At 44.0% G+C, this 24,771-nt stretch carries 24 protein-coding genes and 2 tRNA genes; 7 read left to right on the top strand and 19 right to left on the bottom strand.

What is annotated here, in order from left to right:
• Nucleotides 1-87: 87 nt before the first annotated feature.
• From ACE1OE_RS06225 to ACE1OE_RS06215, 3 genes are all read right to left on the bottom strand, one after another.
• Nucleotides 88-164 (bottom strand) — tRNA-Val (locus ACE1OE_RS06225).
• Between the two features lie 51 nt (nucleotides 165-215).
• Nucleotides 216-292 (bottom strand) — tRNA-Val (locus ACE1OE_RS06220).
• Nucleotides 293-453: 161 nt separating this feature from the next.
• Entirely contained in the window at nucleotides 454-1,119 is a 666-nt protein-coding gene (locus ACE1OE_RS06215; RefSeq protein WP_449210475.1) for a DUF2726 domain-containing protein, read from the bottom strand.
• Between the two features lie 161 nt (nucleotides 1,120-1,280).
• Here ACE1OE_RS06215 and ACE1OE_RS06210 point away from each other — a divergent pair, with 161 nt between their 5' ends.
• Nucleotides 1,281-1,808, top strand: a complete 528-nt coding sequence (locus tag ACE1OE_RS06210) for a lipocalin family protein (RefSeq protein WP_449210495.1) — start codon at nucleotides 1,281-1,283, stop codon at nucleotides 1,806-1,808.
• Between the two features lies 1 nt (nucleotide 1,809).
• On the opposite strand, the gene ACE1OE_RS06205 is transcribed toward ACE1OE_RS06210, so the two are convergent.
• Complete coding sequence (locus ACE1OE_RS06205; RefSeq protein ID WP_449210474.1) at nucleotides 1,810-2,565, bottom strand: MBL fold metallo-hydrolase; 756 nt, start codon at nucleotides 2,563-2,565, stop codon at nucleotides 1,810-1,812.
• Nucleotides 2,566-2,757: 192 nt separating this feature from the next.
• Between ACE1OE_RS06205 and ACE1OE_RS06200 the strand changes: the two genes are divergently transcribed.
• Entirely contained in the window at nucleotides 2,758-3,471 is a 714-nt protein-coding gene (locus ACE1OE_RS06200) for a glycerophosphodiester phosphodiesterase family protein (protein WP_372060312.1), read from the top strand.
• Between the two features lie 79 nt (nucleotides 3,472-3,550).
• Here the strand turns inward: ACE1OE_RS06200 and ACE1OE_RS06195 are convergent, their stop codons facing one another.
• Entirely contained in the window at nucleotides 3,551-4,471 is a 921-nt protein-coding gene (locus tag ACE1OE_RS06195; RefSeq protein WP_449210473.1) for a LysR family transcriptional regulator, read from the bottom strand.
• Between the two features lie 94 nt (nucleotides 4,472-4,565).
• Between ACE1OE_RS06195 and ACE1OE_RS06190 the strand changes: the two genes are divergently transcribed.
• Both ACE1OE_RS06190 and ACE1OE_RS06185 read left to right on the top strand, forming a co-directional pair.
• Nucleotides 4,566-5,516 (top strand): DMT family transporter, encoded by a 951-nt coding sequence (locus ACE1OE_RS06190; RefSeq protein ID WP_449210472.1) that lies wholly within the window; start codon nucleotides 4,566-4,568, stop codon nucleotides 5,514-5,516.
• Between the two features lie 96 nt (nucleotides 5,517-5,612).
• A complete protein-coding gene (locus tag ACE1OE_RS06185; protein ID WP_449210471.1) occupies nucleotides 5,613-6,719 on the top strand; it encodes a M20/M25/M40 family metallo-hydrolase in 1,107 nt (368 codons plus the stop codon).
• A 148-nt stretch (nucleotides 6,720-6,867) separates the two neighbouring features.
• Here ACE1OE_RS06185 and ACE1OE_RS06180 read toward each other — a convergent pair whose 3' ends face one another.
• The 3 genes from ACE1OE_RS06180 to ACE1OE_RS06170 are packed head-to-tail and all read right to left on the bottom strand — an operon-like array spanning nucleotide 6,868 to nucleotide 8,058.
• Nucleotides 6,868-7,221, bottom strand: coding sequence for a ribosome recycling factor family protein (locus ACE1OE_RS06180; protein WP_449210470.1), 354 nt, complete (start codon nucleotides 7,219-7,221; stop codon nucleotides 6,868-6,870).
• The gene (locus ACE1OE_RS06175; RefSeq protein WP_449210469.1) at nucleotides 7,200-7,637 is read right to left on the bottom strand and encodes a DUF3859 domain-containing protein; all 438 of its coding nucleotides are present in this window, start codon (nucleotides 7,635-7,637) and stop codon (nucleotides 7,200-7,202) included. The genes ACE1OE_RS06180 and ACE1OE_RS06175 overlap by 22 nt, the downstream gene beginning before the upstream one ends.
• Before the next feature lie 52 nt (nucleotides 7,638-7,689).
• Nucleotides 7,690-8,058, bottom strand: a complete 369-nt coding sequence (locus ACE1OE_RS06170) for an AAA family ATPase (RefSeq protein WP_449210468.1) — start codon at nucleotides 8,056-8,058, stop codon at nucleotides 7,690-7,692.
• Nucleotides 8,059-8,253: 195 nt separating this feature from the next.
• Between ACE1OE_RS06170 and metA the strand changes: the two genes are divergently transcribed.
• A complete protein-coding gene (gene metA, locus ACE1OE_RS06165; RefSeq protein ID WP_102470683.1) occupies nucleotides 8,254-9,195 on the top strand; it encodes a homoserine O-acetyltransferase MetA in 942 nt (313 codons plus the stop codon).
• Nucleotides 9,196-9,362: 167 nt separating this feature from the next.
• Here metA and ACE1OE_RS06160 read toward each other — a convergent pair whose 3' ends face one another.
• On the bottom strand, nucleotides 9,363-11,024 hold the full coding sequence (locus ACE1OE_RS06160; protein ID WP_449210494.1) for an AMP-binding protein: 1,662 nt from the start codon (nucleotides 11,022-11,024) through the stop codon (nucleotides 9,363-9,365).
• A gap of 229 nt (nucleotides 11,025-11,253) precedes the next feature.
• Here ACE1OE_RS06160 and pilW point away from each other — a divergent pair, with 229 nt between their 5' ends.
• Nucleotides 11,254-11,958, top strand: coding sequence for a type IV pilus biogenesis/stability protein PilW (gene pilW / locus ACE1OE_RS06155; RefSeq protein ID WP_449210493.1), 705 nt, complete (start codon nucleotides 11,254-11,256; stop codon nucleotides 11,956-11,958).
• A gap of 59 nt (nucleotides 11,959-12,017) precedes the next feature.
• On the opposite strand, the gene rlmF is transcribed toward pilW, so the two are convergent.
• The 6 genes from rlmF to ACE1OE_RS06125 form a co-directional block, all read right to left on the bottom strand.
• On the bottom strand, nucleotides 12,018-13,067 hold the full coding sequence (gene rlmF / locus ACE1OE_RS06150; RefSeq protein WP_449210467.1) for a 23S rRNA (adenine(1618)-N(6))-methyltransferase RlmF: 1,050 nt from the start codon (nucleotides 13,065-13,067) through the stop codon (nucleotides 12,018-12,020).
• Nucleotides 13,045-13,560: a YgjP-like metallopeptidase domain-containing protein gene (locus ACE1OE_RS06145; protein WP_372060320.1), complete on the bottom strand. Its 516-nt coding sequence runs from the start codon at nucleotides 13,558-13,560 to the stop codon at nucleotides 13,045-13,047. The genes rlmF and ACE1OE_RS06145 overlap by 23 nt, the downstream gene beginning before the upstream one ends.
• A gap of 229 nt (nucleotides 13,561-13,789) precedes the next feature.
• Nucleotides 13,790-14,959, bottom strand: coding sequence for a Na+/H+ antiporter NhaA (nhaA, locus tag ACE1OE_RS06140; RefSeq protein ID WP_449210466.1), 1,170 nt, complete (start codon nucleotides 14,957-14,959; stop codon nucleotides 13,790-13,792).
• A 318-nt stretch (nucleotides 14,960-15,277) separates the two neighbouring features.
• Nucleotides 15,278-16,393 carry a lipocalin-like domain-containing protein gene (locus tag ACE1OE_RS06135; RefSeq protein ID WP_449210465.1) on the bottom strand — a complete coding sequence of 372 codons (1,116 nt, stop codon included), beginning with the start codon at nucleotides 16,391-16,393 and terminating at the stop codon, nucleotides 15,278-15,280.
• Nucleotides 16,394-18,847 (bottom strand): ABC transporter permease, encoded by a 2,454-nt coding sequence (locus ACE1OE_RS06130; protein ID WP_372060322.1) that lies wholly within the window; start codon nucleotides 18,845-18,847, stop codon nucleotides 16,394-16,396.
• Nucleotides 18,828-19,499 carry an ABC transporter ATP-binding protein gene (locus ACE1OE_RS06125; RefSeq protein ID WP_102470676.1) on the bottom strand — a complete coding sequence of 224 codons (672 nt, stop codon included), beginning with the start codon at nucleotides 19,497-19,499 and terminating at the stop codon, nucleotides 18,828-18,830. Before ACE1OE_RS06125 ends, ACE1OE_RS06130 begins: the two co-directional genes overlap by 20 nt.
• A gap of 271 nt (nucleotides 19,500-19,770) precedes the next feature.
• Here ACE1OE_RS06125 and ACE1OE_RS06120 point away from each other — a divergent pair, with 271 nt between their 5' ends.
• On the top strand, nucleotides 19,771-21,198 hold the full coding sequence (locus ACE1OE_RS06120) for a DUF2867 domain-containing protein (protein ID WP_449210464.1): 1,428 nt from the start codon (nucleotides 19,771-19,773) through the stop codon (nucleotides 21,196-21,198).
• Nucleotides 21,199-21,328: 130 nt separating this feature from the next.
• Here ACE1OE_RS06120 and ACE1OE_RS06115 read toward each other — a convergent pair whose 3' ends face one another.
• From ACE1OE_RS06115 to ACE1OE_RS06100, 4 genes are all read right to left on the bottom strand, one after another.
• A complete protein-coding gene (locus ACE1OE_RS06115) occupies nucleotides 21,329-22,375 on the bottom strand; it encodes a hypothetical protein (protein ID WP_449210463.1) in 1,047 nt (348 codons plus the stop codon).
• 422 nt (nucleotides 22,376-22,797) lie between these two features.
• Entirely contained in the window at nucleotides 22,798-23,475 is a 678-nt protein-coding gene (locus ACE1OE_RS06110; protein ID WP_449210462.1) for a YoaK family protein, read from the bottom strand.
• A gap of 201 nt (nucleotides 23,476-23,676) precedes the next feature.
• Nucleotides 23,677-24,177 (bottom strand): GNAT family N-acetyltransferase, encoded by a 501-nt coding sequence (locus tag ACE1OE_RS06105; RefSeq protein ID WP_449210461.1) that lies wholly within the window; start codon nucleotides 24,175-24,177, stop codon nucleotides 23,677-23,679.
• 53 nt (nucleotides 24,178-24,230) lie between these two features.
• On the bottom strand, nucleotides 24,231-24,764 hold the full coding sequence (locus tag ACE1OE_RS06100) for a GNAT family N-acetyltransferase (RefSeq protein WP_102470671.1): 534 nt from the start codon (nucleotides 24,762-24,764) through the stop codon (nucleotides 24,231-24,233).
• Nucleotides 24,765-24,771: the final 7 nt, after the last annotated feature.

Raw genomic sequence — 24,771 nt, 5'->3', positions numbered from 1 at the left:
CATGTCATGCAAGGACTCTAACCAACTGAGCTAAGCGGGCGTTGTTCTAACAGTCTGACTCGCTATTCACATACGTAAATAAAGAAATGGTGCCCGCTACTGGACTCGAACCAGTGACACCTTGCATGTCATGCAAGTACTCTAACCAACTGAGCTAAGCGGGCGTTCTTTCTAACTGTCTTACTCATTCACTTCCTATAAGGAAATATAGAAAATGGTGCCCGCTACTGGACTCGAACCAGTGACACCTTGCATGTCATGCAAGTACTCTAACCAACTGAGCTAAGCGGGCGTTGTTCTTTAGAACGAGGGAGATATTAACGAGAGATATTGGGCTGTGCAAGCACATTTTTGTGTTTTTGATATCGTTTGTCGCTTATATCACCAGTTCGGTCTGTTTTTGTGCTTTTATCTGCAAATAAACGACTAATTTTCATTTCCTTACGAAGAAAACTAATCCGCGACGTCATCTTCAAATACAACATTGTAGTTCTCTGTGTACTGGCATAACGGTTGTCGGCTACAGGTAAAAAAGCGTCGTCCTTTAAAATTCCCTTGCGTTGCTGTTTTTATGTTCATAGGGCTGCCACATCGTTTGCAAAAACGGATTTCTTTCTCAGGTTCGATAAGATCAATGTGAGCCCCAATGAGACGCCGAAGCTTACTGACTTGGTAACTCAATTTAACGCTCGCACCAATTAATGGAAGCTCTGCCGACTTGCAAACTTGCATGATCAGCTTCTGCCTTTCAATTTTACCCTTATGCAGTTTTTGTCCATCGTCATACTCAATAACAACGCGAGGTTGCAATGTCCTTGGATCGCAGACAACAAAATCAAAGTAACTTTTTGCGATCACGTTGTTTGCGATGAACCACTGCTTCTTATTAGCCGTTTGTGTTGGAACAACAACATTCGATAGGTTAACTTTCGTCAGTATGAGTCCATGCTCGCCCACCGCCTCTCGCAACGCATTATAAAATGCCGTCTGCGGCGTGGAAAGAATGGGGCCTTTCGTTTTATAACGATAGGTTTTGGTGTCTTCTTGCTTCACAAAGTACTTTTGAGCAACAAAAAACAAACCTACCAACATGGCAAGGACGAGAAATATTTCAATCATTGTATACCCACTACCTTTTCCGCCAATTCATCTCTTCAATAGACACAATGAGAATATTCGCAATGCGATATTTATGCAATATTTGTCACTCTTAAGCTTTGATAACGTACATAAGCGTTTATAATTAAAGAAAATATCAATAACAGGACGTTAAAATGATTATGTATTTACGGAAAATGGCGGCATTTTTGTTTATCGGTTTACTTGCAGGTTGTACGGGGATGCCGGAAACGGTGAAACCGGTGAGCGAATTCAATCTCGACCGATACCTAGGGACCTGGTACGAAATCGCTCGTCTGGATCATAGTTTTGAACGAGGCTTAGATAACGTTTCAGCTTCATACTCAGTTAATGAAGACGGTTCCGTGAAAGTCCTCAATAGAGGCTGGGATATCGAAGATAAAGAGTGGTCGGAAGCGGAAGGTAAGGCTAAATTTGTTCAAACACCGGACATTGCCCACCTTAAAGTATCGTTTTTTGGGCCGTTCTACGGAAGCTATGTGGTCTACTATCTTGAACAAGATTACTCCGTCGCCTTGGTGAGTGGTTACAACTCTGATTATTTTTGGATTCTATCTCGTACGCCCACGCTTCCGAAAAGCCAACTTGATCAATACATCAACATTGCACAAAAAGCGGGGTTTGACACCAATTCACTTATTTTCCCAAATCAAGACAAAGCGAAGTAACTTATTTCACTAAAGACAGGATGAACTTCTTTGTTTTGATTTTCACCACACGCCAATGAGTCACAGGCTTTCGAGGTGCGGTTTCTAATAGATGGTCCCGCGCCTCGCGATCAAACTGAACGGCACTTCGATGGGCTAACAATACCTGTTTGGCATGCAGGTTATACACTTTTTCGACTGACACACGGTATTGATTGGGATGGAACACTGGAAACGGTGCAACGAGGTGCTTTTTTACCTGAACCATGAGATCAGCCACATAAACAACCGCTTGTTCTTTATGATAAACCGAAATATCTCGGTCGGTATGGCCGGGCGTCGCCAATACTTGCCAATCGGGAAAATACGGAAGCTGATCGCCGTCGCTTACGCCAAACTGAGGGGAAAGTGTTTTTTGATACCACAAGTTTTTACGCGGTCTACCCATACGACTGGCCATCCACCACGCCAATAGAAGATCACTCAAATGCATAAAGAAACCGTCAACACCTTGATACCATTGCTTGGTCGCCAGTGATGAAACGATGTCACAACCCGATATTTTTCTTAGATGATTTGCAGCACCAGCATGGTCAGGGTGCATGTGCGTCACAACGACTACCTTAAGATCCGAGACGGAACGGCCCAGCTCTTGAGTAATATAATCACATATAAGAGTGACGTCAGCCCGGCTGGCGCCATCGAGTAGCAATAACTTATCTGGATACTCAACCAGATAAATCTGTTGGATATACCCTTTTATATGATGTATTTTCATTAACTTACCAACTGGTCTAATCACCCAATCAAGATAAACGCATACTTACAATTGTGCAACATTCATTTATTAATCTTTACTTCACGCTTATCGCTTTTTAAAGCAATAATTCATTGTCGTCTCGTTGTCTCGATAATAAAATAAATCGTCGTTTGGTCGTTAACCAGAGCACAATTCAATAGGAATCAAACTATGAGCGCCATCATTGCTGGACACCGAGGAGTTGCAGGTACCCATCCAGAAAACACGTTAGCAAGCATTAAAGAAGCACAGCGTCTTGGCGTTAAATGGGTAGAAGTCGATGTACAACCAAGCCTAGACAATGCATTGGTAATCTGTCATGACCATACCGTAGACCGCTGCAGTAATGGGAGTGGTCGAGTCGATGAACTGACTTTATCACAGCTGCAGCAACTGGACTTTGGTGCTTGGAAAGCCGCTCAATTCAAATCAGAGCCCATCTTAACGCTAGAAACATTATTGTCTTATTGTCACGAAAATCAGCTAGCCATTAACTTGGAGATTAAGATTGATAGACACGATGCCAAACACGTCGTCTCTTTAGTGAAATCTGCCATTGACTCAAGTCTTATCGATCGCTCACAGCTCCTTATTTCAAGCTTTAGTGCCGAGGTTATGCAAGAACTCTACGCCGCTAATTTGGATGTGAGGCTTGGCGTCTTAGGTAATAGACTCAACAACAAGCTACTAAGGCTGATCGACAGTATCGATGCATTTAGCTGCCACCTAAGCTATCGTTGGTTGACACAAAAACACATTCGATCTTTGAAGACACGAAACGTCTCGATTTGGTGTTATACCGTCAATAACCCCAAATCTTTTAAACATCTGCAACTTGTCGATGGCATCTTTAGTGATTTTCCGCAACGTTTTAGTGCTCAATAACAGAGACAGAAACAGAGGTATTAAGATAGAGAGTGCGTGATCTTGAAGTGAAGTTTTACAGTAACGGTACTTTCTAGGACTACCGGGACGACGGCTTCATCGCGGTTGCTATATAGTCGATAAAGACTCTTCTACGAAGAGGCATATATTTGGATTGAGGGAACTGCATGACAACCATCCCCTGATAACGCGAATTCACATTCCAATCAGGCAATACTGGCAAGACTTCTCCCATGAGTAATGCCTCTTGGACAACAAATTCTGGAAAAACACCAATACCCAAGTCTTTTTTAACGGCGTTCAACCTCATTTCTGAATGGTTAACGCTATATCGCCCATCTACTTGTACCTTGATGCTCTCATGCTCTCGAGTAAACAACCATTGATTGTCATTAGGTGTTTCATTGAGGAATAAACACTGATGTTGAACGAGTTGGTTTGGCTCAAACGGAATTCCATTTTTCTGCAAATAAGCTTTGCTCGCACAAAGCACCGTTTTTATATTGCCTAAATTCTTCGCAACCAAATTCTCTCTAGGCGTATGAGTTAACTCAAACACAATATCTAGGTTATGACCAAACGGGTCGATAAAATCGTCACTGACGAACAGCCTTAGTTTTATTTTCGGGTGCAGCTGTAAAAATGACAACAGCATAGGTTCTAAAATATGTCGACTGAACGCTTTTGGCGCCGCGATTCTAAGCTCTCCAGCTGCATTATCGTTGTCAATACTCGTTATGGCAGAGATGTCCGTCGCCGCTTCCATAATTTTCTTACCAAACTCGTAAACGGCTTTCCCCGCATCCGTCATCACTTGTCTACGAGTTGTTCGCTCAAGCAAATCGGTCGAGAGCGCTAACTCTAAGCGACTTACCTGGCGGCTTACTCCAGACGGTGTCACGCCAAGACGTTGTGAGGCAGCGGTAAAACTACCGGCATCCACTACAACCACAAAGGCTGCAATATCGGGCAACAATCCCATCAATTTATTCGTGTCCACAAGTCATCAGTCCTTTGCTTGCCATGTGTATTATCATATTGCTTTCATAAGTTAGCATAAGATTCAACATATTCACGATAGAGCTATAAATTAAATGCTAATAAACCTTAGATATGCATCAAACGCAGCGTCACTCAACGCAATTTGGGGACTACTTGTCGTTTCAATTTTATGGGGTACTAGCTACGGTGTTTCTAAACCGTTACTTATGCACTTTTCTGTTCAACAAATACTCTTTTTAAGATTTGTGATTGCCTTCGTCGCTCTGGGCATACTCATAGTAAAGAACCGCTCTTACCTCGTTTTTTTACATTCGCCACAACCCTATGTAATCGTCGGCGTAAGTACTGGTGTCATCCTTACTGGCATTTTTATGGCAGAAACCCGAGCACTAATGAGCTCACACGCAAATCAAGTTGCCGTATTGATCAGCTTGTGCGTATTATTTACGCCCATTCTAGAGCGCATCTGGCTTAAAGCTGTGCTTCCTCCGTTGCTGTGGATGTATGGTTTGGGCAGTGTCATCGGGGTTATCTTAATAACAGGCGAGCATTCTCTAAATATCAACTTCTCTTCTGGCACTCTATTAATTTTGCTCGCAGCAATACTTCGTGCTGTTATGGTCGTGAGTTGTCGAAAAGCATTTAGCACCTATGAACTACAAACCGATGTTGTGACGTTTATTCAACTTTCCATCGTTACCACGGTTTCCTTGATTCTAGTGATTCAGGATGCCAGCCACCCTTCCCTTATTCATACACTTAAGTTTGCTTCCACCCAAGATTATTTGAGCATTGTTTATCTTGCTCTTGGCTGTACATTGCTGGCTTTTATTCTTCAAAATCATTCGGTCAAATCACTCGATGCAAGCCATGCATCCTTATTGATGGGGACGGAACCTTTATTTGGTTTGCTTTTTTCTGTCATCTTTCTCCAAGAGACGTTACTGCCATTGCAGTGGGCTGGAAGTCTACTGATTGTTTGCGCTACGATGATAGCCTGTTACCAATTTTCCAACCATAATCGAACAAAACTCGACCGATAAAACAACATTGCCGTGCTTTATTTGATTTACCTCAGGTCTAGCACGTAAAGATAGGGTGTAAAGTAATCCTCCCTGTTCTCAATGCGAAGTAATCCTATGACCCATGTAAATACGGACCGTTTGGTCAACCATTTCTTTGATCTCATCAAAATCGACAGCGAATCTGGTAACGAAAAAGCCATTGCAGAAGCAATATCTGAGCAACTTGGTGAGCTTGGGTTTACAGTAAGTAAACTGCCTGTACCCGAGCAATACACCAATGGTTTTAACGTTTATGGCCGCTTAGACGGCACGTTAGATGGAAGCATTGTATTCAGTGCCCATATGGATACGGTCACGCCAGGTATCGGTATCGAACCCATTATTGAAGATGGCATCATTCGCTCTAAAGGCAATACTATCCTTGGTGGCGACGACAAATCCGGTATTGCGGCAGTGATCGAAGCGGTTCGTTGTTTAAAGGAACAAAACATCGCGCATAAGACCATCGAAGTCGCGTTTACCGTGCATGAAGAAGGCGGTTTGTTCGGCTCTGAATATTTCGATATGTCATTTATTCAATCTGACAACGCTATCGTTCTTGATACTGGTGGTCCTATTGGCACCATCGTGACTGGGGCGCCGGGTCAACAAAAGATCATCGCGAAAATCACAGGGCGTCCAGCCCATGCTGGCTTAGCACCAGAAGAAGGCATTAGCGCTGCGAGTGTTGCAGCGGACGCGATTTCTAACATGAAACTTCTCCGTATCGACGAAGAAACAACAGCAAACATTGGCATGGTAAATGGTGGGCAAGCAACCAATATCGTCATGCCTGAGATGACTGTCGTTGCAGAAGCTCGCTCGTTAAACAGTGAAAAACTCACCGCACAAGTCGACCATATGGTTCAAACGTTCCAAGCCTCTGCGGTTAAATTTGGTGCGTCAATTGAAGTAACATCAACCCGAGCTTACGATGCATTCGTGATCGCAGAAGATAACCCTCATGTTCAGCATGTTAAAGCCGCATTTGCTAAAAATAACATTACGGCTAAGACGAAACATACTGGTGGTGGAAGCGATGCGAATAACTTTAACAAGAAGGGTCTGACAACCGTCAACCTTTCTACAGGGATGGCGAAAGTTCACACCACTGAAGAGTACATTGCGATTGCCGATATGGTGAAAATCACTGATTTTGTGATCACATACGTTACAGAGTAACGTCTGCACATTTTTGACCGGTACTGACAGCCATCACGACGACACGCGATGGCTTTTTTCTATCTTAACCTCTGGTAAGCATGAGCGACTGCCTAAGTATAGAAATACGTTCATTATATCCACCAGATAAACTCCCAACTTAACAACGCTATAAAAACTCAAAATCATCGATAGCTTTTCTTGCTTCCACTAACGTGCATCCAGATTCATGCATCAGCTCAGCAATCGTTACATTTGGGTTCTTTTCTAAGACCTGCTGAATTGGCGACTTGTATTCCGCAAGGACCTTATCGACCGCAACTGAAATCCAGCCCACCCCAGACTGAAACGCAAACTCTGTTAGAGAATCAGCGTTTCCCGTAAGAGTCCAGTGTCGAGACCGACGAATACGCTTGAGTTGGCACTGTTGTTCTGACGCAAGTTGAAGTAAACGCTGTTTATCTTCCACTCGGTGGACGAAGCTGTTGAGCTTAATCGTAATTAGAAGCCGCGATATTTCCAAAACTGCCCCTCGTCCCTTGCGATAACTTTAAACTTCTTTTGCGCCACTATCTTGCCTTGCAGAGTCATTTCCATCCTCCATTCCCCTAAATTACTTTCAAGCCCTTGGGTTGGGTGTAGTAATTGGATGGTGTCGCCTAAATAAAAATCCCAATCATTACTATTGATGTGCTCTTCACCATCAAACGGGTCAAGAATTTGTCCCTTCTTACCCACAATACCAGGATGAAAAATACAAAATTGAATGCGTTCGCCCTTTGCTTTTTTAATGTTGACCGTAAAGCCAAATTCAACATGTTCATCAGCGGTCACTGTGGTAGTAAAGTCTTGTATTTTAGGAAGTTCTTTTGAACCAGAATCCCAAGTTGAATAAATACCATAAGACGTCATTTCAACCTTTGGGGAGCGTTTTGCCATGTACAGGTTCCTGTTAATAAATAAAAATTGCGTGTCGCTGAACAACTATTTATCAATCTTGCCAACGTCGGCGCATTTTATCAATGACAGCTTCACTCACATCATGAATATTCTGATACTGTCCCTTGCACACCTTCACTTCTAATGTTGCCTTGTAGCGCTTCGCCAGCTGTTGGTAAACCTTCATTTCCCAGCGGCGTACAAACGTGTTGGCGACCACAACATCCTTGCCTAGTTTCAACTGCTTTTCAGTTTCACCTTGGCACCACAGGTGAGCCTGCTCGATACAAGTGGCATCATACTGATATTGTCCTTTATCGTTCAAAAAGAACATATCGGCTTCAATATGAACCGCATCGAAGCTTTTCGCTAAGGTGGATTTTCCTGAACCTGGCAAGCCACGAATTAATATCAATTTCAACACAACTTCCTAATAATCAACCGCTTTAGTCACAATGAATCCAGTATACCGGAATAATGCTCGCTCAGGAGTAAAACTCAGATAAGACAAGCGCTTCGATAATTCAATAACAATTAACGGTCGACAAGGTAAAAAGATTCGGTTAACTTTAGATGTATAGACGTCCAGAAGACCAGATAGCTTAGGGAGTAAGCTGTGCCAATTAAGATTCCTGACCAATTGCCTGCATCCGATGTATTGCGTGAAGAAAATATTTTTGTGATGCCTGAAACACGAGCATCCTCTCAGGAGATCCGTCCCCTTAAGGTTTTAATCCTCAACTTGATGCCCAAGAAAATTGAGGCTGAAACTCAATTTCTAAGATTATTATCAAACAGCCCGTTACAAGTCGATATCGAGTTGTTACGCATTGATGACCGACCAAGTAAAAACACACCCACCGAGCATTTAGACAATTTCTACCGTCAATTTGAAATGGTCAAAGATCGTAATTTTGATGGGTTGATTATTACCGGTGCCCCCCTTGGGCTCGTGCAATTCGAAGATGTGATGTATTGGGATCACCTACAAACCATCATGAATTGGGCGCATCACCATGTGACATCCACTTTATATGTATGCTGGGCAGCCCAAGCAGGGTTAAAGTTGTTGTATAACCTTCCTAAGCGCACACGTAAAGAAAAGCTGTCTGGTGTTTATCATCATTCCATCCTACAGCCTTATCATCCCGTCTTACGTGGGTTCGATGATTCTTTTGTCGCACCTCATTCACGCTATGCAGACTTCTCTGTGGAATATTTAGAAGAGCACACCGACCTTGATATCCTAGCGACATCAGACGTTGCGGGTGTCTATCTCGCGGCAACAAAAGACAAACGAAACGTATTTGTCACTGGCCACCCTGAATACGAAGCCCATACTCTTCACAATGAATACGTACGCGATCTCGGCGAAGGGATGGAGCCGACTATTCCAGTGAACTACTACCCTAACGATGATCCGGATAATAAACCTATCGCAAGTTGGAGAAGCCATGGCCATCTGCTGTTTGCAAACTGGTTAAATTATTGCGTCTATCAACAAACACCTTACGACCTAGAACATTTCAGTGCTGATAATTTTACTGTCACTGAGTGAGTTCACGACATGATTGTTAAAGAACAAATCAGTAGCCAATAACTAAACCGGCGTTAACCGTGCCTTCTATTCCCTAAACGCGAAAGCCCCAGTGACAACCATCACTGGGGCATTTTTATATCCGCTTATCAATTATCCGCTTATCAATTGTTGTGAGGCTATGCGTATTAGCGAAGCTCACGTCTCAAGATTTTACCAACGTTAGTTTTTGGTAATGACTCTCGGTACTCAATGACTTTAGGGATTTTGTAACCCGTTAAATATTGGCGACAATGCTTTTTAATCTCTTCTACTGTCACCTGTCCATTTGTAACAACAACCAGTTTTACACGCTCACCGGCGACATCATCAGGCACACCAATTGCCGCCGCTTCAATGATCTTTGGGTGCAACGTCGCGACTTCTTCTATTTCGGTAGGAAAAACATTGAAGCCAGACACCAGAATCATGTCTTTTTTTCTATCTTCAATGTAAAAGATTCCTTGCTCGTCCATTCTGCCAATATCGCCTGAGAACAGCCAACCATCATCCGTCAGCACGGCCTTCGTTTCCGCGTCTTGTTTCCAGTAACCTTTCATGACTTGGTCACCACGGATCTGAATTTCACCCACCTCGTTAATGCCCAATGCCTTACCTTCTTCATCAACAATACGCAGCTCAGTGCTTGGCAAAGGGACGCCAACGGCAGGAACAAAAGATTGTTGAGTATGGACGCCACCAGCAACAACAGGCGAACATTCCGTTAAGCCATACCCTTCGATAATCGGCATTCCTGTAATTTTCTGCCACTCTTCAGCGACGTGTTTTTGTGTGGCCATGCCACCAGCGATCGTAAATCCTGCATGTGAGAAATCGAGTTCTTTAAATTTTGCATGATTGTTAAGCGCTGAGAACAAAGTATTCAAGCCAAAGACCATGGTAAATGGATACTTACTCAAGTCATTCACGAAGGTATTAAGATCTCTCGGATTGGTAATCAGCAGGTTGGTCGCCCCCATGTACATCATCAGCATCATGCTGACTGAGTTCGCAAAAATATGGTAAAGCGGCAGCGGCGTTACTGCGCATTCCTGCTCAAGCGAAGTTCGAGGACCGAAATGACCAAACACTTGCAACACGTTTGCAATAATATTTCGATGTGTAAGCATCGCCCCTTTTGCCAGACCGGTCGTACCGCCCGTGTACTGTAGGTACGCTAGGTCGCTGCTTTCTATTGTCGGTGGGTTAAATTCTAGCTTTCTTCCTTCTGTCAGTACTCGGCGCAACGAAATAGCACCAGGTAAATGATACTTCGGCACCATCTTCTTGACGTATTTAACGACAAAATTGACTAAAGTTCGTTTATGAGGTGCTAACGCATCACCGATACTGGTCAATACAACATGTTTAATGCTGGTTTTCGCGACCACTTTTTGCAGATTCTCGCCAAAATTGGTCACAGCAACGATAATCGTTGCACCAGAATCACGGAGCTGGTGCTCCAGCTCTCTTGGCGTGTACAAAGGATTCACATTAACCACGACTAATCCGGCTTTTAGCGCCCCCAAAATCGTGATTGGGTATTGCAATAAGTTTGGCATCATTAGGGCGATTCTATCGCCTTTTTTTGCACCCAACTTGACCTGAAGGTAGGCGGCAAATGCATCGCTCTTTTCATTGAGCTCCCGATAACTAAGGGAGTGCCCCATATTCACGAAAGCGGTTTTGTCAGCATGTTCGGTAAACGAGTGTTCAAATAACTCATTTATATTGTTGTAACGGTCAATATTTACATTTTCCGGCACATCATCAGGATAGGTATTTAACCAAGGTTTTTGTTCAATTGTCATCGTCATATGGCTCATTATTTCTTCTTGTTAACTGTATCGAAATTCACTGTTCAGATACAGATTAGAGTTAATATTCCAACTCTGTTTGCTCGTTATTTAAACGAATAATGAACATCTATCGAGTTATTTTTGCGCGCTCACTCGCACACACATCTTCACGCATGCCAGGTATAAATCTAAGTGCTTATTATGATTCTAAAACGCCGTCGCGGAGGAGTGTAAGGCAATGATTAAATGGCTCGTATCCCTAATTTGTATACTAATACTGAGCGGTTGTGTAACGATAGATGAGGGAGCAAACCGCCAGCAACGAGATCCCGTCTCCATTGCTGAATCTCGTATAGCACTGGGCCTTGGCTATATGAACCAAGGCGATTACGCTCGCGCTAAGCAAAATTTTGAAAAAGCGATGGAACATGCACCCAATTATTACCGTTCTACTCTAACAATGGCGCATTATTTCGAAACCGTAGGCGACGACGACAACGCTAAAGCAATGTATCAACGTAGCATTCGTATGCATCCACATAATGGTAATGTTCTTAATAACTACGGGGCTTTTCTGTGCAAACAAGGCGATTTTATCGACGCCGATCGCTATTTCAATCGCGCCATCGAGCAACCCTATTATTACCTTGTCTCTGCAAGCTACGAAAATGCTGGGTGGTGTGCACTAAAATCAAATGATATTAATAAAGCCAAAACGTACTTTTCTAAAGCATTAGACCATCAACCACTGCGCCCTAATTCCATAATTCAATTGGCAAAAATAGAAGTTTCACAGAATCAGTTAAAAGAGGCACGCTTACGTCTGTTGGCCTTTAATCAACGCTATGGGTACCAAGATCCCAGCCTAAAAGTACTGATTATGCTTGAATCAAAGGCGGGGAATCCCGCCATGGTATCGAAGTATCAAGCACTGTTGTCCAATTAAGGAGTATTCCAATGCCCTGAATTTACAATGAACAGCGCTTGCAACGAGCACACGTACGCTTATCTGAGTGTTTTACCAAATTGTGCGCGCTGTTTTTTCGGCATGAAGGTCCAAGCGACAAAGCGACTTATTTTCTGTCCTTGGGTCATTTCTTGAATGACGACTTCAGAGACGCCAAGTTTTTCCAGTTGTTTCGTCAACGGCTCAATGTTCTCTTTTTTAGACAACAAGGTACTAAACCAAATTACTTGGTTTGAGTAGCATTGACTCTCATTCGCCATTTTTGATACAAACGCAGACTCACCACCAGGACACCATAGCTCGGCTTTTTGTCCTCCAAAGTTAAGCAACGACGTCTTAGCTGAGGTGGCAGGCTCACTACCTCGCTGTTTACGGTTTAGCCCGAGATTCTTGATTTTTCTTTCGGACCCTTGCTTGGCGTCCTCTAATGACTTGTGGAACGGAGGGTTACAAATCGTCACAACGAAAAAGTCGCCGGGTTGAATCACGCCGTCAAAAATAGTATTTGCACTACTTTGCAAGCGCACGTCAATTTTATTCAGGAGTTTTACGTTTTGGGATACGATCTTTTTCGCTGACGCAACCGCGACAGGATCAATCTCTGAGCCCACCCAATTCCAATGATACTGGGCAGCGCCAATGATTGGATAAATACAGTTGGCACCCACTCCGATATCAAGCGCTTGCACTTTTATCTTCGCTCCTGCAACTGACAGGTCTTGGGTAAGATGCTCATTGATCCAATGTATATAATCCGCTCGTCCTGGAATAGGTGGACACAAAAAGCCATCAGGAATATCCCAATAGTCCAAGCCATATTCGGATAGCAGTAACGCTTTATTAAGCAATTTCACCGCGGCAGGGTCAGAAAAAGGGATTGTATCCTGACCTGATGGGTTCTGGGTCATCACCGACTTCAATTCTGGCAACGCTGCTACGAGTGCATCAAAGTCATAACGTCCATGATGACGGTTATTTTTATGCAGGCCCGTTGCATTTCGTATCGTGACCAACGGTGCGCCTGAGTCGTTATTTTTTGTTTGATTTGATTTGTAGTGGTTTGGTCTAGCGTTTTTTTGCGTTTTCATGCATCAACTCTTTGTAAATCATAAATAGACGGGCATCAAATTCAAGCTGATGATAATCAGGCTCCATATGACAACACAACTGGTAGAACCCCTTGTCATGCTCTTTTTCTCTCACATGAGCAAGCTCGTGGACAACGAGCATGCGCAATAGAGCTTCCGGTGCGTCTTTGAAGATACTCGCAATACGTATCTCATTTTTCGCTTTTAGTTTTCCGCCATGAATCCTAGACACATAGGTGTGTAAGCCTAACGCATTATTGATAAGATGAATTTTACTGTCCCACACCACTTTCGTAATTGGGGCTGTTTTTTTCATAAAACGTTGTTTAATTTTCATCGTATAGTCAAACAGCGCTTTTTCGCTCTTTACTTGATGCGATTCAGGGTAACGCTGCTCAAACCAAGCCACAAAACGACCCGACGCTATCAGGCCTGACACCTGCTCAACCAAGTTCGGGGGATAGCCCGTAATATACTTCAGTGATTGGTGCATGGTGCTCCCCTTTCTAAAAGAGGCGCTATTTTAGCGATGCTCCCGATCGAATGAAAGCGATTCGAATAATATCTCGATTTTATCTTAAGAAAACCCGTCTTTTTATTCTTGAATACCACTCGACATAAGGTGTCATGATAAGCGCAGATCGAGCTATCAACACATTTCTTTAGCACAAAAAAAACCCAACCGAAGTTGGGTTTAATTACATCAGTATAATCCTGAGGAATTAGTATTGCTCTTTTGGCTCAGGAGCGGCTTCCTTTGGAAGCGAAGCGTTCAACAATCCGTACCCTAAGACTGCAGCTGTCGTTGAGCCCATCAAGATGCCTAGTCGAGCATAAGTGTCAAACTCTGGACTCACGCCAACGAATGCAAGTGACGCAATAAAAATCGACATGGTAAACCCGATACCACACAGTACTGACACGGCGAATACTTGCTTAAAGTTCACGCCTTCTGGCAATTTAGCCACGCCTAGTTTCACCGCCGCCCAGCTAAAGCTAAAGATACCAAGTGGCTTACCAATCAATAGCCCCGCAGCGATACCGAGTGGTAGCATTGATGTCAAACCTTCGATTGAAACACCTTGAAGAGAGATGCCCGCGTTGGCGAAAGCAAATATTGGCAAAATACCAAATGCAACATATGGGTGAAGCGCGTGCTCCATATGTTTAAGTGGAGAATGCTCACCAGGTTTGCCTTTGAGTGGAATAGCAAAACCAAGCACCACACCAGCCAACGTAGCATGTACGCCTGAAGCCAATACGCTCACCCACAAGACGAGACCGACCGCGATATAGATTGGCAACTTTGTCACCTGCTTCGAGTTCAACGCAAATAAGAGCGCGGTCATCGCAAAGCCAATTGTCAGCGCTAGTGTCGACAAATCGCTGCTGTAGAACAGAGCAATAATGACGATAACACCTAAGTCATCAATGATAGCAAGTGCTAGCAAGAATACTTTTAATGCCACAGGTACTCGTTTGCCAAGTAAAGCCATGATACCTAGTGCAAATGCAATATCGGTTGCTGCTGGAATAGCCCAACCGCTCATTGCTTCAGGGTCACCGGCATTAAATAGAACATAAATCAGTGCTGGCGCAACCATACCGCCAACCGCGGCAATTGCAGGGAAAATAGCCGTTTCGCGAGACTTCAATGCCCCCTCTAAAAGCTCTCTTTTAACTTCCAAACCAATCAGCATGAAGAAGATCGCCATTAGGCCATCATTGATCCAGTGTGAAATAGATAAACCGAAGACGTAGGTATGAAGTACACCTTGATATAATTCATTGAGAGGAGAGTTAGCAACAACCATCGCAATCGCAGCTGCAATCACCAAGATGATACCACCTGCTGATTCCATCTTAAAAAAGTCACGAATGACGTCGTTCATATATAAACCCTTTATAGTTATTCGTTTTGTTTGAATAGTTAGATTCTATATCTAGTTAAATTACAGAAAAAATCGATTGTTCAGAGGTTAAACATCGGAATAACCGAACATTAAAGGAAAATCATTCGAAAAATTCATTTTATTTTCGCTCATCACCAATCAGTATAGTGCATAATTATCGAGAAAAGACTAAACCGCCGCCTTGGGTAGGCGGCTGTCAATATCATCTTGATTAATTAAATTTAGAGAAAAAAATGATGGAATACAAATGTTGTTGAGTTACAACATTTATGCAGTAACAAGAGGGGGAGATCTTGCTCAATATCCGTTGAGCTGCATGTAACCTGATGCCGAGTGTGTACCTGTTGTGTGAATTGGCCCCTGCCATTGAGGTACCACAAAATTCACCCAGTTAACGTTATCGTCCGCTTTTATGGTCACATCAATATCATACTTGGGCGCGCTTATACTCCACGTTAAAGGCACGCGAGCCCCCGTATCCACTTGGGTATAATTCAACACCCGTAACGCGATATCATCAGCGTCAATGGTGGTCACCGCACCTGATTGGTCAATCAAACTTGCGCTAGTGAACGGCATATTTCTGTTGTATCGATATTGACTCACTGTCAGAACCTCTTGCGCTGACAAACGGATAATAAAATTATCTTCACCAACCGAGCTTCGCCCGACTAACTCACTGCCCCACTCTTTTGAAAGCCATGCGCCTCCAGTCACCGATAATTTTTGTCCATCGGCTAATGCTATTTGACCCGATGCAGAGATAAAAGGCGCTTCAAAAACATAAGACGCTCGCGACAGCAAGTCATGTTTCGCATGATAGCCGTTCTCTCCGATGATGGCATACTTGCCTTTCTGCTCAAGCTGCAAGTTAATCTTAAATTTCTCGGTCGCGATTTTTAGATTACCGGGCATCGGATCTCTCGACAGAGAACGCCAAGACCAGTCATCAATCCATACTCTGAATGGACGACTGACACCACCCGCTTGTCCAATGCCTCCGCGCGATATGCGTTGGTCGGTAAACATTCCCAGGTGACTGGTTAGAACAACATTGGAAATATAGATTTGAGGGTCTTCCCACCCTGTTTTAACTCGGTCATCACTGGCATAGCGAAAGAAGCGCCATCTCAGCCAATAGGTCTGCCCATGTTGATCGGTCAATTCTGTAACAAGCTGCCACCATTCATGGTGGAACTCAGGATGAAAACTAAAATCTTCCGGAAGTTTAACCGCGCGGTCAGGCAATACGGGTTCAAATACTTTCTTTCCTGGTGAACCAAATATAGTGTTGATGTGTGCCGTCTTAGAGCGGGTAATACGCTCTTCTTCATCTTTAACAACCCATACAAACGAAGCCGTAACCACGACGACTAAGCAACTGAAAAAGATTATTTTTTTAAGTCGGGTCATTTACAAAGCGTCTCTTAACGAATTTATAGGCGAATTTCGAATCAGTCGGAGAACAGGAATAGCACCTGCAACAACCAGAGCAAGTAAACTCCACAAACTGGTGGTGAGATACTGCCAAGGTACGATTTGCAGTTGTAGAGACCAACCAAATGACTGCTTAATAACGATATCAACAATCAATTGCGCTAATGCAATGCCCAATGGCATAGCGATAGCGGCCGAAATCAAGCCAAAGACCAGTAACTGTAATCCACCGACGATAACGAGTTCACGCCCAGATATCCCAAAACAACGTAATAAAGATGTATGTCGTTGCCTCGACACCTCACCCGCAATTGTCGCAAAGAAGATACCAAACACGGCAATAACCAATGTGATGTTACCTAGTGTGTCTGCAATCGCGAATGTTCGATCAAACGTCTGCATTGCTTCACGGTGAATCGTTGTATTATCGTAAATACGTTCAGTATTTAGCCTAAAGGTACTTTGCAGACGTCTTTGTACCATGACTGAATGTTCTTTGTCGTTTAATACTGCGCCAAGCGCCACGTCTCCAGAGCCAGCAAAACTTGCTAACCAACGGTTTTGTGACATAAGAACCTGATCGTAAGGGTTACCATAGTCATAGTAGACCCCGATCACCTGCCAGTTTTTACCTAATGGTTTACCCAAATCTAGATAATCACCAGGCCTCAACTTTTGTTTCAGCGCCATCGATTCACTGATCATTACGCCTTTGGAATGATGCAGGTGATACCAATAATTAGGAATACCCGTTTTGACCGTCAGCGAATCCAACTCGCCCACAGAGTCTCCTGTACTTACTACTTGCATCATACCATTGTCAGTTGGCACTTCTTCTTCCCAGCGCCACCAGACTCGTTCGACTTCTGGTTGTTCTTCTAACCATTTACTCATGCGATCAGCATTATTGTTTGTCGGGTATACATAAATGTCCGCGGCTAAACGCTGAGTCAACCACCTGTCAGTTGTGTCACGAAAACTACCAACCATGGTCTCCACCCCCATGTTCGCCGCCATCGCAAGCATAAATGCCATATTGGCGACACCACGATAGCTCATACTGGCTGCAGCATCGGCGAAAAACCATCGTACCTTCACCCATTTCAGAGAAAACGATAGCGCAGTAAACACTTTCCAAATAATGAATGGGGTAATCAGCGCCACACTCAATAGCATCAATACTATAATGGCGTAACCGGAACTCTGAGACTTAGGTGCTTGATAGATGGCGATAGCTGCGACACAAAAACCACATGCTACGAATGCCTGCCAAGTAAACTCCGCACCAGTAAAGCGCATCAACGATAAACGGGAAGATAATCGGATCGGTTGAGATTTTAATAAGCGAACCAATGGCCAGCCACAAGAGATAACGGCACCAAAGAAAGCCAGCAAGAAGCTGTACATGCTCCACTCCCAACTCCATTCAATGCTCAGTCCAATGTTCGCATCATATAAATCACTCAGGCTTTGTGAGACCGCAGGTATGAGCTGATTCGCAAGAAGCAAACCCAACACATTCCCACCCCACCAGCTCAGGAATACAAGTCCTGCGAGCTCAAGGCACAGGGCTTGTGCAAGTTGCCATCCGGAAACCCCTAATTGACGCAAGCTGCCCACTAGAGGCTGACGCTGAGCCAGCGATAACGACATCGCCTGGTAAAAAATGAACAACCCAACGACAAAAGACAGCATGCTCATCGCAGTTAAATTAGTGTGAAAAGCTTTCGTGAGCGCCTCAAGCTGAGATTGAGAGCTTCTTGATAATGTCATCCCGTTAGGAATACGTTTACGTAACGCTTCAAGTTTTTCGGATGACATATCACCGCAGGCGATGACGGACAGTCCAGACGATTTTTTAAGGCTACGCAATAGAGACATATCGGCGAGTATGCGCGTCCCACGGATCCCCTTTTTTGTGTCAATTTTGATGGGGCCGATCTGTCTGCCCCCTTTGAGAGTAATGATATCTCCCGCCTGCCAACCCTTATGCTCAGCTAAGTCAGCGCTGACGACCACCGTAGTCGGTACCTTCATAAGGTCTTGTGAGGCGAGATCACTGATTGTGACGGAGTTTTTTAGTTGCAACAATGCGACAGGATCGACGCCAACTAAATTTAACTCTAAATCATCCGCCGTCATCACTTTATGCATATCAAACGGTACACACTGCTTAAAACCTTCACGCCTCAGTTGAACATAAAAGCCTTGAGGGATTTTTGTTTCTGCATGCTTGGGACGAATTCGATAGGGAACGGGGTTGGCAAATAGCTTCTCACCACTGGCATAAGCCTGTTTAGCATGGTGATTGATCGCGGTTACGCCCACAAGAAGTGAAACACCGAGTGTTAAGCCTAACCAGACGAGTAGAATTTGGAGTGGGTGACGGCGATAGTGCCCAAGTAGCGCTTTAACTACGGGCAATAACATGCAGGTGTCCTCCTTGGAGGCGAATACAACCGTCCATATGGCTTGCCACCTTTTCACTGTGTGTCACCACCAGTAAAGTACATTTTAGCTGACTGGTTAACGAAGTAAGAAGGCGCATTACGGCCTCAGCATTTCGCTCATCTAAGCTGCCTGTCGGTTCATCTGCTAAAAGAATTTTGGGTTCCATATAAAGCGCTCGAGCAATGGCAGCACGCTGTTGTTGTCCACCCGATATCTCTTCAGGGTAGCGCCCTAATAAAGCCATGAGGTCAAGCGCGGAAAGAATTTGACGCCACAAGCCCCTATCTTCTGGGAGACCTTTTATTTGACGGCAAAAGCGGATGTTGTCGGCGACGTTGAGCGTTGGAAGCAAATTAAACTGCTGGAAGATATGCCCAATGTTGTTTCGACGATACGCGGTTCGCATGTTTTCCGTCGAATCGTGCATCGCGAAATCGGGATACCATATTTCACCAGAATCAACACTGTCTATCCCTGCGAGAAGATTGAGTAAAGTACTCTTACCTGAACCACTCTCACCCATCAAAGCTAATTGTTCACCTTGTGACACTGTCAACTCTGCACCTTGCAGTACAGGGTGAAACTCACCACCATCGATATAGCCTTTACTTAGGTCAGATAATTTAAGCACTACTACACTTCAATCACACACAAAATTGGAGTGTGAATTTACACTAAAAACCCCAAGGTAGGAAGCCAAAATGGTCTGTTAAAGGTGAACTATCCGATTTTCACATCTAGATAAGAATGAAATATCGCTTTTTCGCAAAAGCTGTCGTGATGGCATTCAGTTAGTTATATTGCAGAAAACGGTGATGTCTTTATATTTCGCACAGCAAAAATCAGAAAATATGTTAAGTTTTAATAAGATAATACTTATTATTTGATAAATGGAGTGACAAATGAAACGTATTTTGGTCCTTGGCGCGTCCGGTTACGTCGGTTCACAGTTAATTCCATTATTATTGGAGCAAGGCCATGAAGTTACCGCGGCCGCTCGTCAAATCGAATACCTCAAAGCTCGGGTCATGCCACACTCCCAACTAACATTCGAGTACCTTGATTTAGCTGACCGCAAAGCCACGATGGCACTCGTGCCTAATTTTGATGTTATCTATTTTCTCGTGCATGGCATGGCGCATGGTCATGATTTCCTTGACTACGAACTCACGCTAGCACAAAACGTCAAGGATGCACTCGATATCAGCACCGTTAAACACGTGATTTATTTAAGTGCCATTCAGCCTCAAACTGGTAACTCCAGTCACCTGGCAGCGCGAAAAGCAACCGGTGATTTACTAAGAACCAGTTCTGTCGCGATTACAGAGTTGAGAGCGGGCGTTATCATTGGCCCAGGATCCGCCGCCTATGAGATCATGCGTGACTTTGTCTACAACCTGCCGATTCTTATTGCACCTAAATGGGTCGATTCAAAAGCCAATCCTATTGCGCTTGAAAACCTCAACCATTATCTACTTCAGCTAGCCAAAGATGAACGACCACAAACCGTTATCTACGAGGTCGGTGGGCCCGACGTACTCTCCTATCACGAGCAATTTCGTATTATTTGCGACAGCATTAACAAGCCACTACGCCTTTGGGCTACAAGCCTACTGACTCCAAGGCTAGCTTCGTATTGGCTAGGCATCGTCACCTCGGTACCTTCAAGTATTGGGCGCGCCTTATTGGCGGGGTTAGAGCATGATTTTATTGCCGACTCGACCAAAATCCAAACCCGTTACCCTCAGCGATTAATTTCTTATGAAGAAGCAGTAAAAACGAGCGTCGCTAAAGATGGGGATTTTGTTCTTAGTAATGTTTGGGGCTTTGATCCGAGTGCGTTAACACGCTGGCAGGCAGGTTATGGTTATTATCCCAAGAAAACAGGTGCAACGTTCTCCACGACTAAATCAAGTGAGGCGCTTTGGGATGTAGTGAAACAAATTGGCAGCCCTAAAGAAGGCTACTTTTTTGCTAATAGCTTATGGCGCACAAGGGAATGGTTAGATATTTTCTTTGGTGGCGGGCGGCCTAAGAGGCGCATACCGAAAGGGCCAACGCTTCAGGTCGGTGATTTTATTGATTCATGGAAAGTCATCCGCTGTGAACAACCGGGCTTTCTCTCTTTACTCTTTGGAATGAAAGGGCCGGGTTTAGGAAGGTTGGAATTTACCATCACGGATCTCGGAGATAGGCGAGAGATTAACATCTCGGCTTGGTGGCACCCGCAGGGCTTTTTAGGGCTTCTTTACTGGTTCGCCATGATGCCTGCTCATCTTTTCATTTTTAAAGGTATGGTACGCGCCGTTTGCAAGAAGGCTAAGGGGTAAAAATTTACGCCCAGCGGCAGTGAGAACTGGAGCGCCTATAGCAAGCGCTCTATTTGATGTCCACAGCCCCACGCGCATAAACCCTACCGGCGATGAACCGAGTTGTATTCAGATGCTAACCATGATTCTTCTAATCACAATTTGGTTTTTCATTAGCTCGACCGATACGGTATATCTTTTCGGCTCGAGTCCCAAAGAACCAAAAGCTGATTGCTAAAATCGCGAAGAGTACGGCTTTATGCGTCCCTTCCCAAAAATACTCAATAAAACGCGTGTAGAGATTGATGAAGATAAAAATCAAACCAAACCCTCTAGTCAGTTCGTCATCATATTTCATACCATGATACAGCGATGCAATAGACGCAATAAGCAGTAATACAGACCAGTGAATCAAAGAGAATTGATCGACACCACTCCATGCCGACCAATCACCATAATTGCCAAAAATCGACATCAGCCACATGGATATAAAGAAAACAGAAAGCCCTACCGCGCGAGTAGTTGCGACAAAGTCTTCTTTTGAATCCCAACGGCGCAGTGCCCACGAGCTAGCGCCAATAAGTAGCGAGCCAAACACCACAAAACGCAGCGGAAAGTTTAAACCAATAAAATAACCCAATTCGCTGGCCTGATAGGTTTCAAACCCAAACCAACAACCGAGCGTTAATAGGGCGCACAACCAAACGATCAAAGATGGTATCCAGAGCCCTAATACCCCGTAAACAAATGCAGCGAGTAGGATCAATTTTGCTAAACTGTCCGCTTGGATCACCTGCCCAAGAAAATAAATCGACAATGCTGTGCTGACTATTCCCAATACAAATAGGGCTTCATTACTAAACATTTTATCCGGTGAAAGCCGCTTGCGACGAAGCCCAAAGGTATAAAAAAGCCCTGAAATCAACGCGAAAAACCCACTTTTAACAGTGTCTGGCGCCGTGAATATCTCTTCAAACAACTTAATTAGCCACTCATCAAGTAGCACCGATAACACTGAGAACACGATACAAACAATAGCTATCCAGAATGAGTATTTGGCGATTATCGACCAATCTATGTTGGCTATTTGATAGCTACCTTTGAGTTTTTTAGAATCCTCTGAGGTAATGATCCCCTCCTCCAGCCATTGGTCAATCGTACGATCTACAACACGACTTTCTGTTTTCGATAGTTTCATTCTAAAACTCTTCTACTCAAACTTTATTTAGGTATTAGTGAATGTGGTGCATAAGCCTAACCAAAAACAACGTCACACCGTTAAGCATTTAGCGGCGCCGTCACTATGACATAACGAGATTCAAGTTTGGTCAATTCAGTGTGGTTTGTTTCAAACGCCGTTACCTCAGCGCTTGAATGGTATTACTCATTATGCTTGCACACTGAGTAATACTTTACTTCAAGACAAGGCAATTCTCTAATAATGCGATGGGAATGATACGGTGAATGTGGAATGGTGCCGCGCGAATATCATCTCGATTCGCCAGCTCTCCCAACACGTCACGACAAAACCACCAAGCAAGGCGGCCCATCTATGCAACCAATAGCGGCACATGCGTTCAAAAATCAAGTCCTGTCTGCGTCTCCATCAATCTCAGAACCCTACTTCTCTGAACGCGTTGTATAAGCAATTCGCTTTCTATAAACGCGATATCCCAACGCCAACAACAAGCATAGAATCGCGGGAGGCATTAAGGCATAGAAAGCCAGATGATTAAATAAAATCGTGCCTGCTAAGCCACCAGACACAAAGCCACATAATATAATGACAAACAATTTAGCCTTGCGCTTATCAAAGCTTTCACCTCTCAACGTGGAACCAATCATGATCCCGAGGTCGGTAACAATCCCAGTAACGTGCGTGGTCCTTACTACCGCGCCGCTGAACGTCGTTGCCAATGCATTTTGCAACCCACATGCAGCCGACGCAAAATAACTGCCAGTTTGAGAGTTGTGAGCTAAGAAATACGTCGCCAAGATCAATAACGCGCCCTCAATACACAATAACCATTCATATTGACGCCCCAATTTCAATGAAACGTTGGAGATAAACACCCCTGAGATAGCCGACCCCACTAAAAAGCTAATAATAATGGCGATTAAGTGACCTGACGTTGACCAGCTATTAAATAATTGCGTACCGAGTAACGTTGCAGTGCCGGATAAATGTGATATGGCTTGGTGCTGAAAACCCAGTAAACCTACGGCGTTCACTGTACCGGCAAGCAACGCTAAAATGAATGCGCCGGACTCTATCCAGCGTGGAAGTCTCGAAATCACCCCAATGGCCTTACATGACGTGCCAAACATGCACGTGTTGTTAATAAAAAAGTGAGAGTGGTATGTTCGTTAATATCGTGACTATCGATGCTTAGCTCAAGAATCAATGACAACATTGCCTCCATTCATGGGCACTATCTGCAGTCAAGGAGTCCGCTAGTAAGTAGATTCTATAATCACTAGACCTATACCAAGCTGGCATCATAATCCTATTTTAGCTTCGCGCTTTGATGTGAAACACATAATATGTTGCGGCCCGGCTTCTCCACCAAGATACAGACGCTGAGTATCATTAAATCCGATCTTCAAATACAGCGACCTTGCTGTCTGATTTTTACAATTCACAGTAAGATACAAATCCCCGACTTCCTCGCGTAACCAAGTGGAATAGTGATAGGCAATCTGTTCAAGCGCGAGTCTTGCAAATCCGCGCCCCTGATATCGCTGGTCTATGAAAAATGACCTCAAACCAACACTCCCTTGCGGGCAAAATGAGTACCGACTCGAATAAGACTGATCAAGTAAGAAAAATCCCACAGGGGTACTATCATGCCAAATGACCCATTGAGACACCCAGCTTTGCGTACTGCTTTGTTCAATGATGTTGGCAATATCACCAACAAACGCTTTCTGTGCATCCAGCACAGACAAATTCAGCACATTAGTTTGGTTATGGGCTTGTAACCGCTCGATGGTTAGCATTCGTTTGTGCTTCCTTGTCGTGTTAATTTACGATGCGTTCATACGCCATGTCTTTAACTCGTCCTTTTTAGTGACATTAACCATAAGTCCCAGTAACGCCCTTCGACAAATTTAGTGTTTCTGACGATGTCCGTACGCACAAACCCTAATTTTTGATAGCAATGAATAGCAGAACGGTTATGCGAAAACACTGACAGCGTAATATCGGAACGTTCGTTTTCCGAGGTGGCAAGTGCGATCAACCGCTTTAACATTCTAAAAGCGAAACCTTGTCCTTGAAAGTCAGGATGAATAAACACTCGACAGATACGTAGAGTGTCATTGTCGACTCGAACTAACTCCACAAACCCAACCTTACGACCATTAACATGGAACAAAAAAGGCTGCGCAGCTTGATTACGATAATGATCCGTTAATTGTCGATGCGTCAAAGGAAAGGTAAATTGAGGGCCGCTCCATTGATAGTTAAGCGTGTCCGTGGTTATCCAGTCGATGAGTAACGGATAATCGTTAGATGTAAAAGGGTGCAAAGAACACAATTCCATATCAATGGATGGTTTACTACCCTTTTCCGCTCCAATTTCCATCTAATCA

Source organism: Vibrio sp. E150_011, from assembly GCF_053544015.1.
Note: the sequence above shows the minus strand (reverse complement) of the source record. Positions and strands in the feature narration are given on the sequence as shown.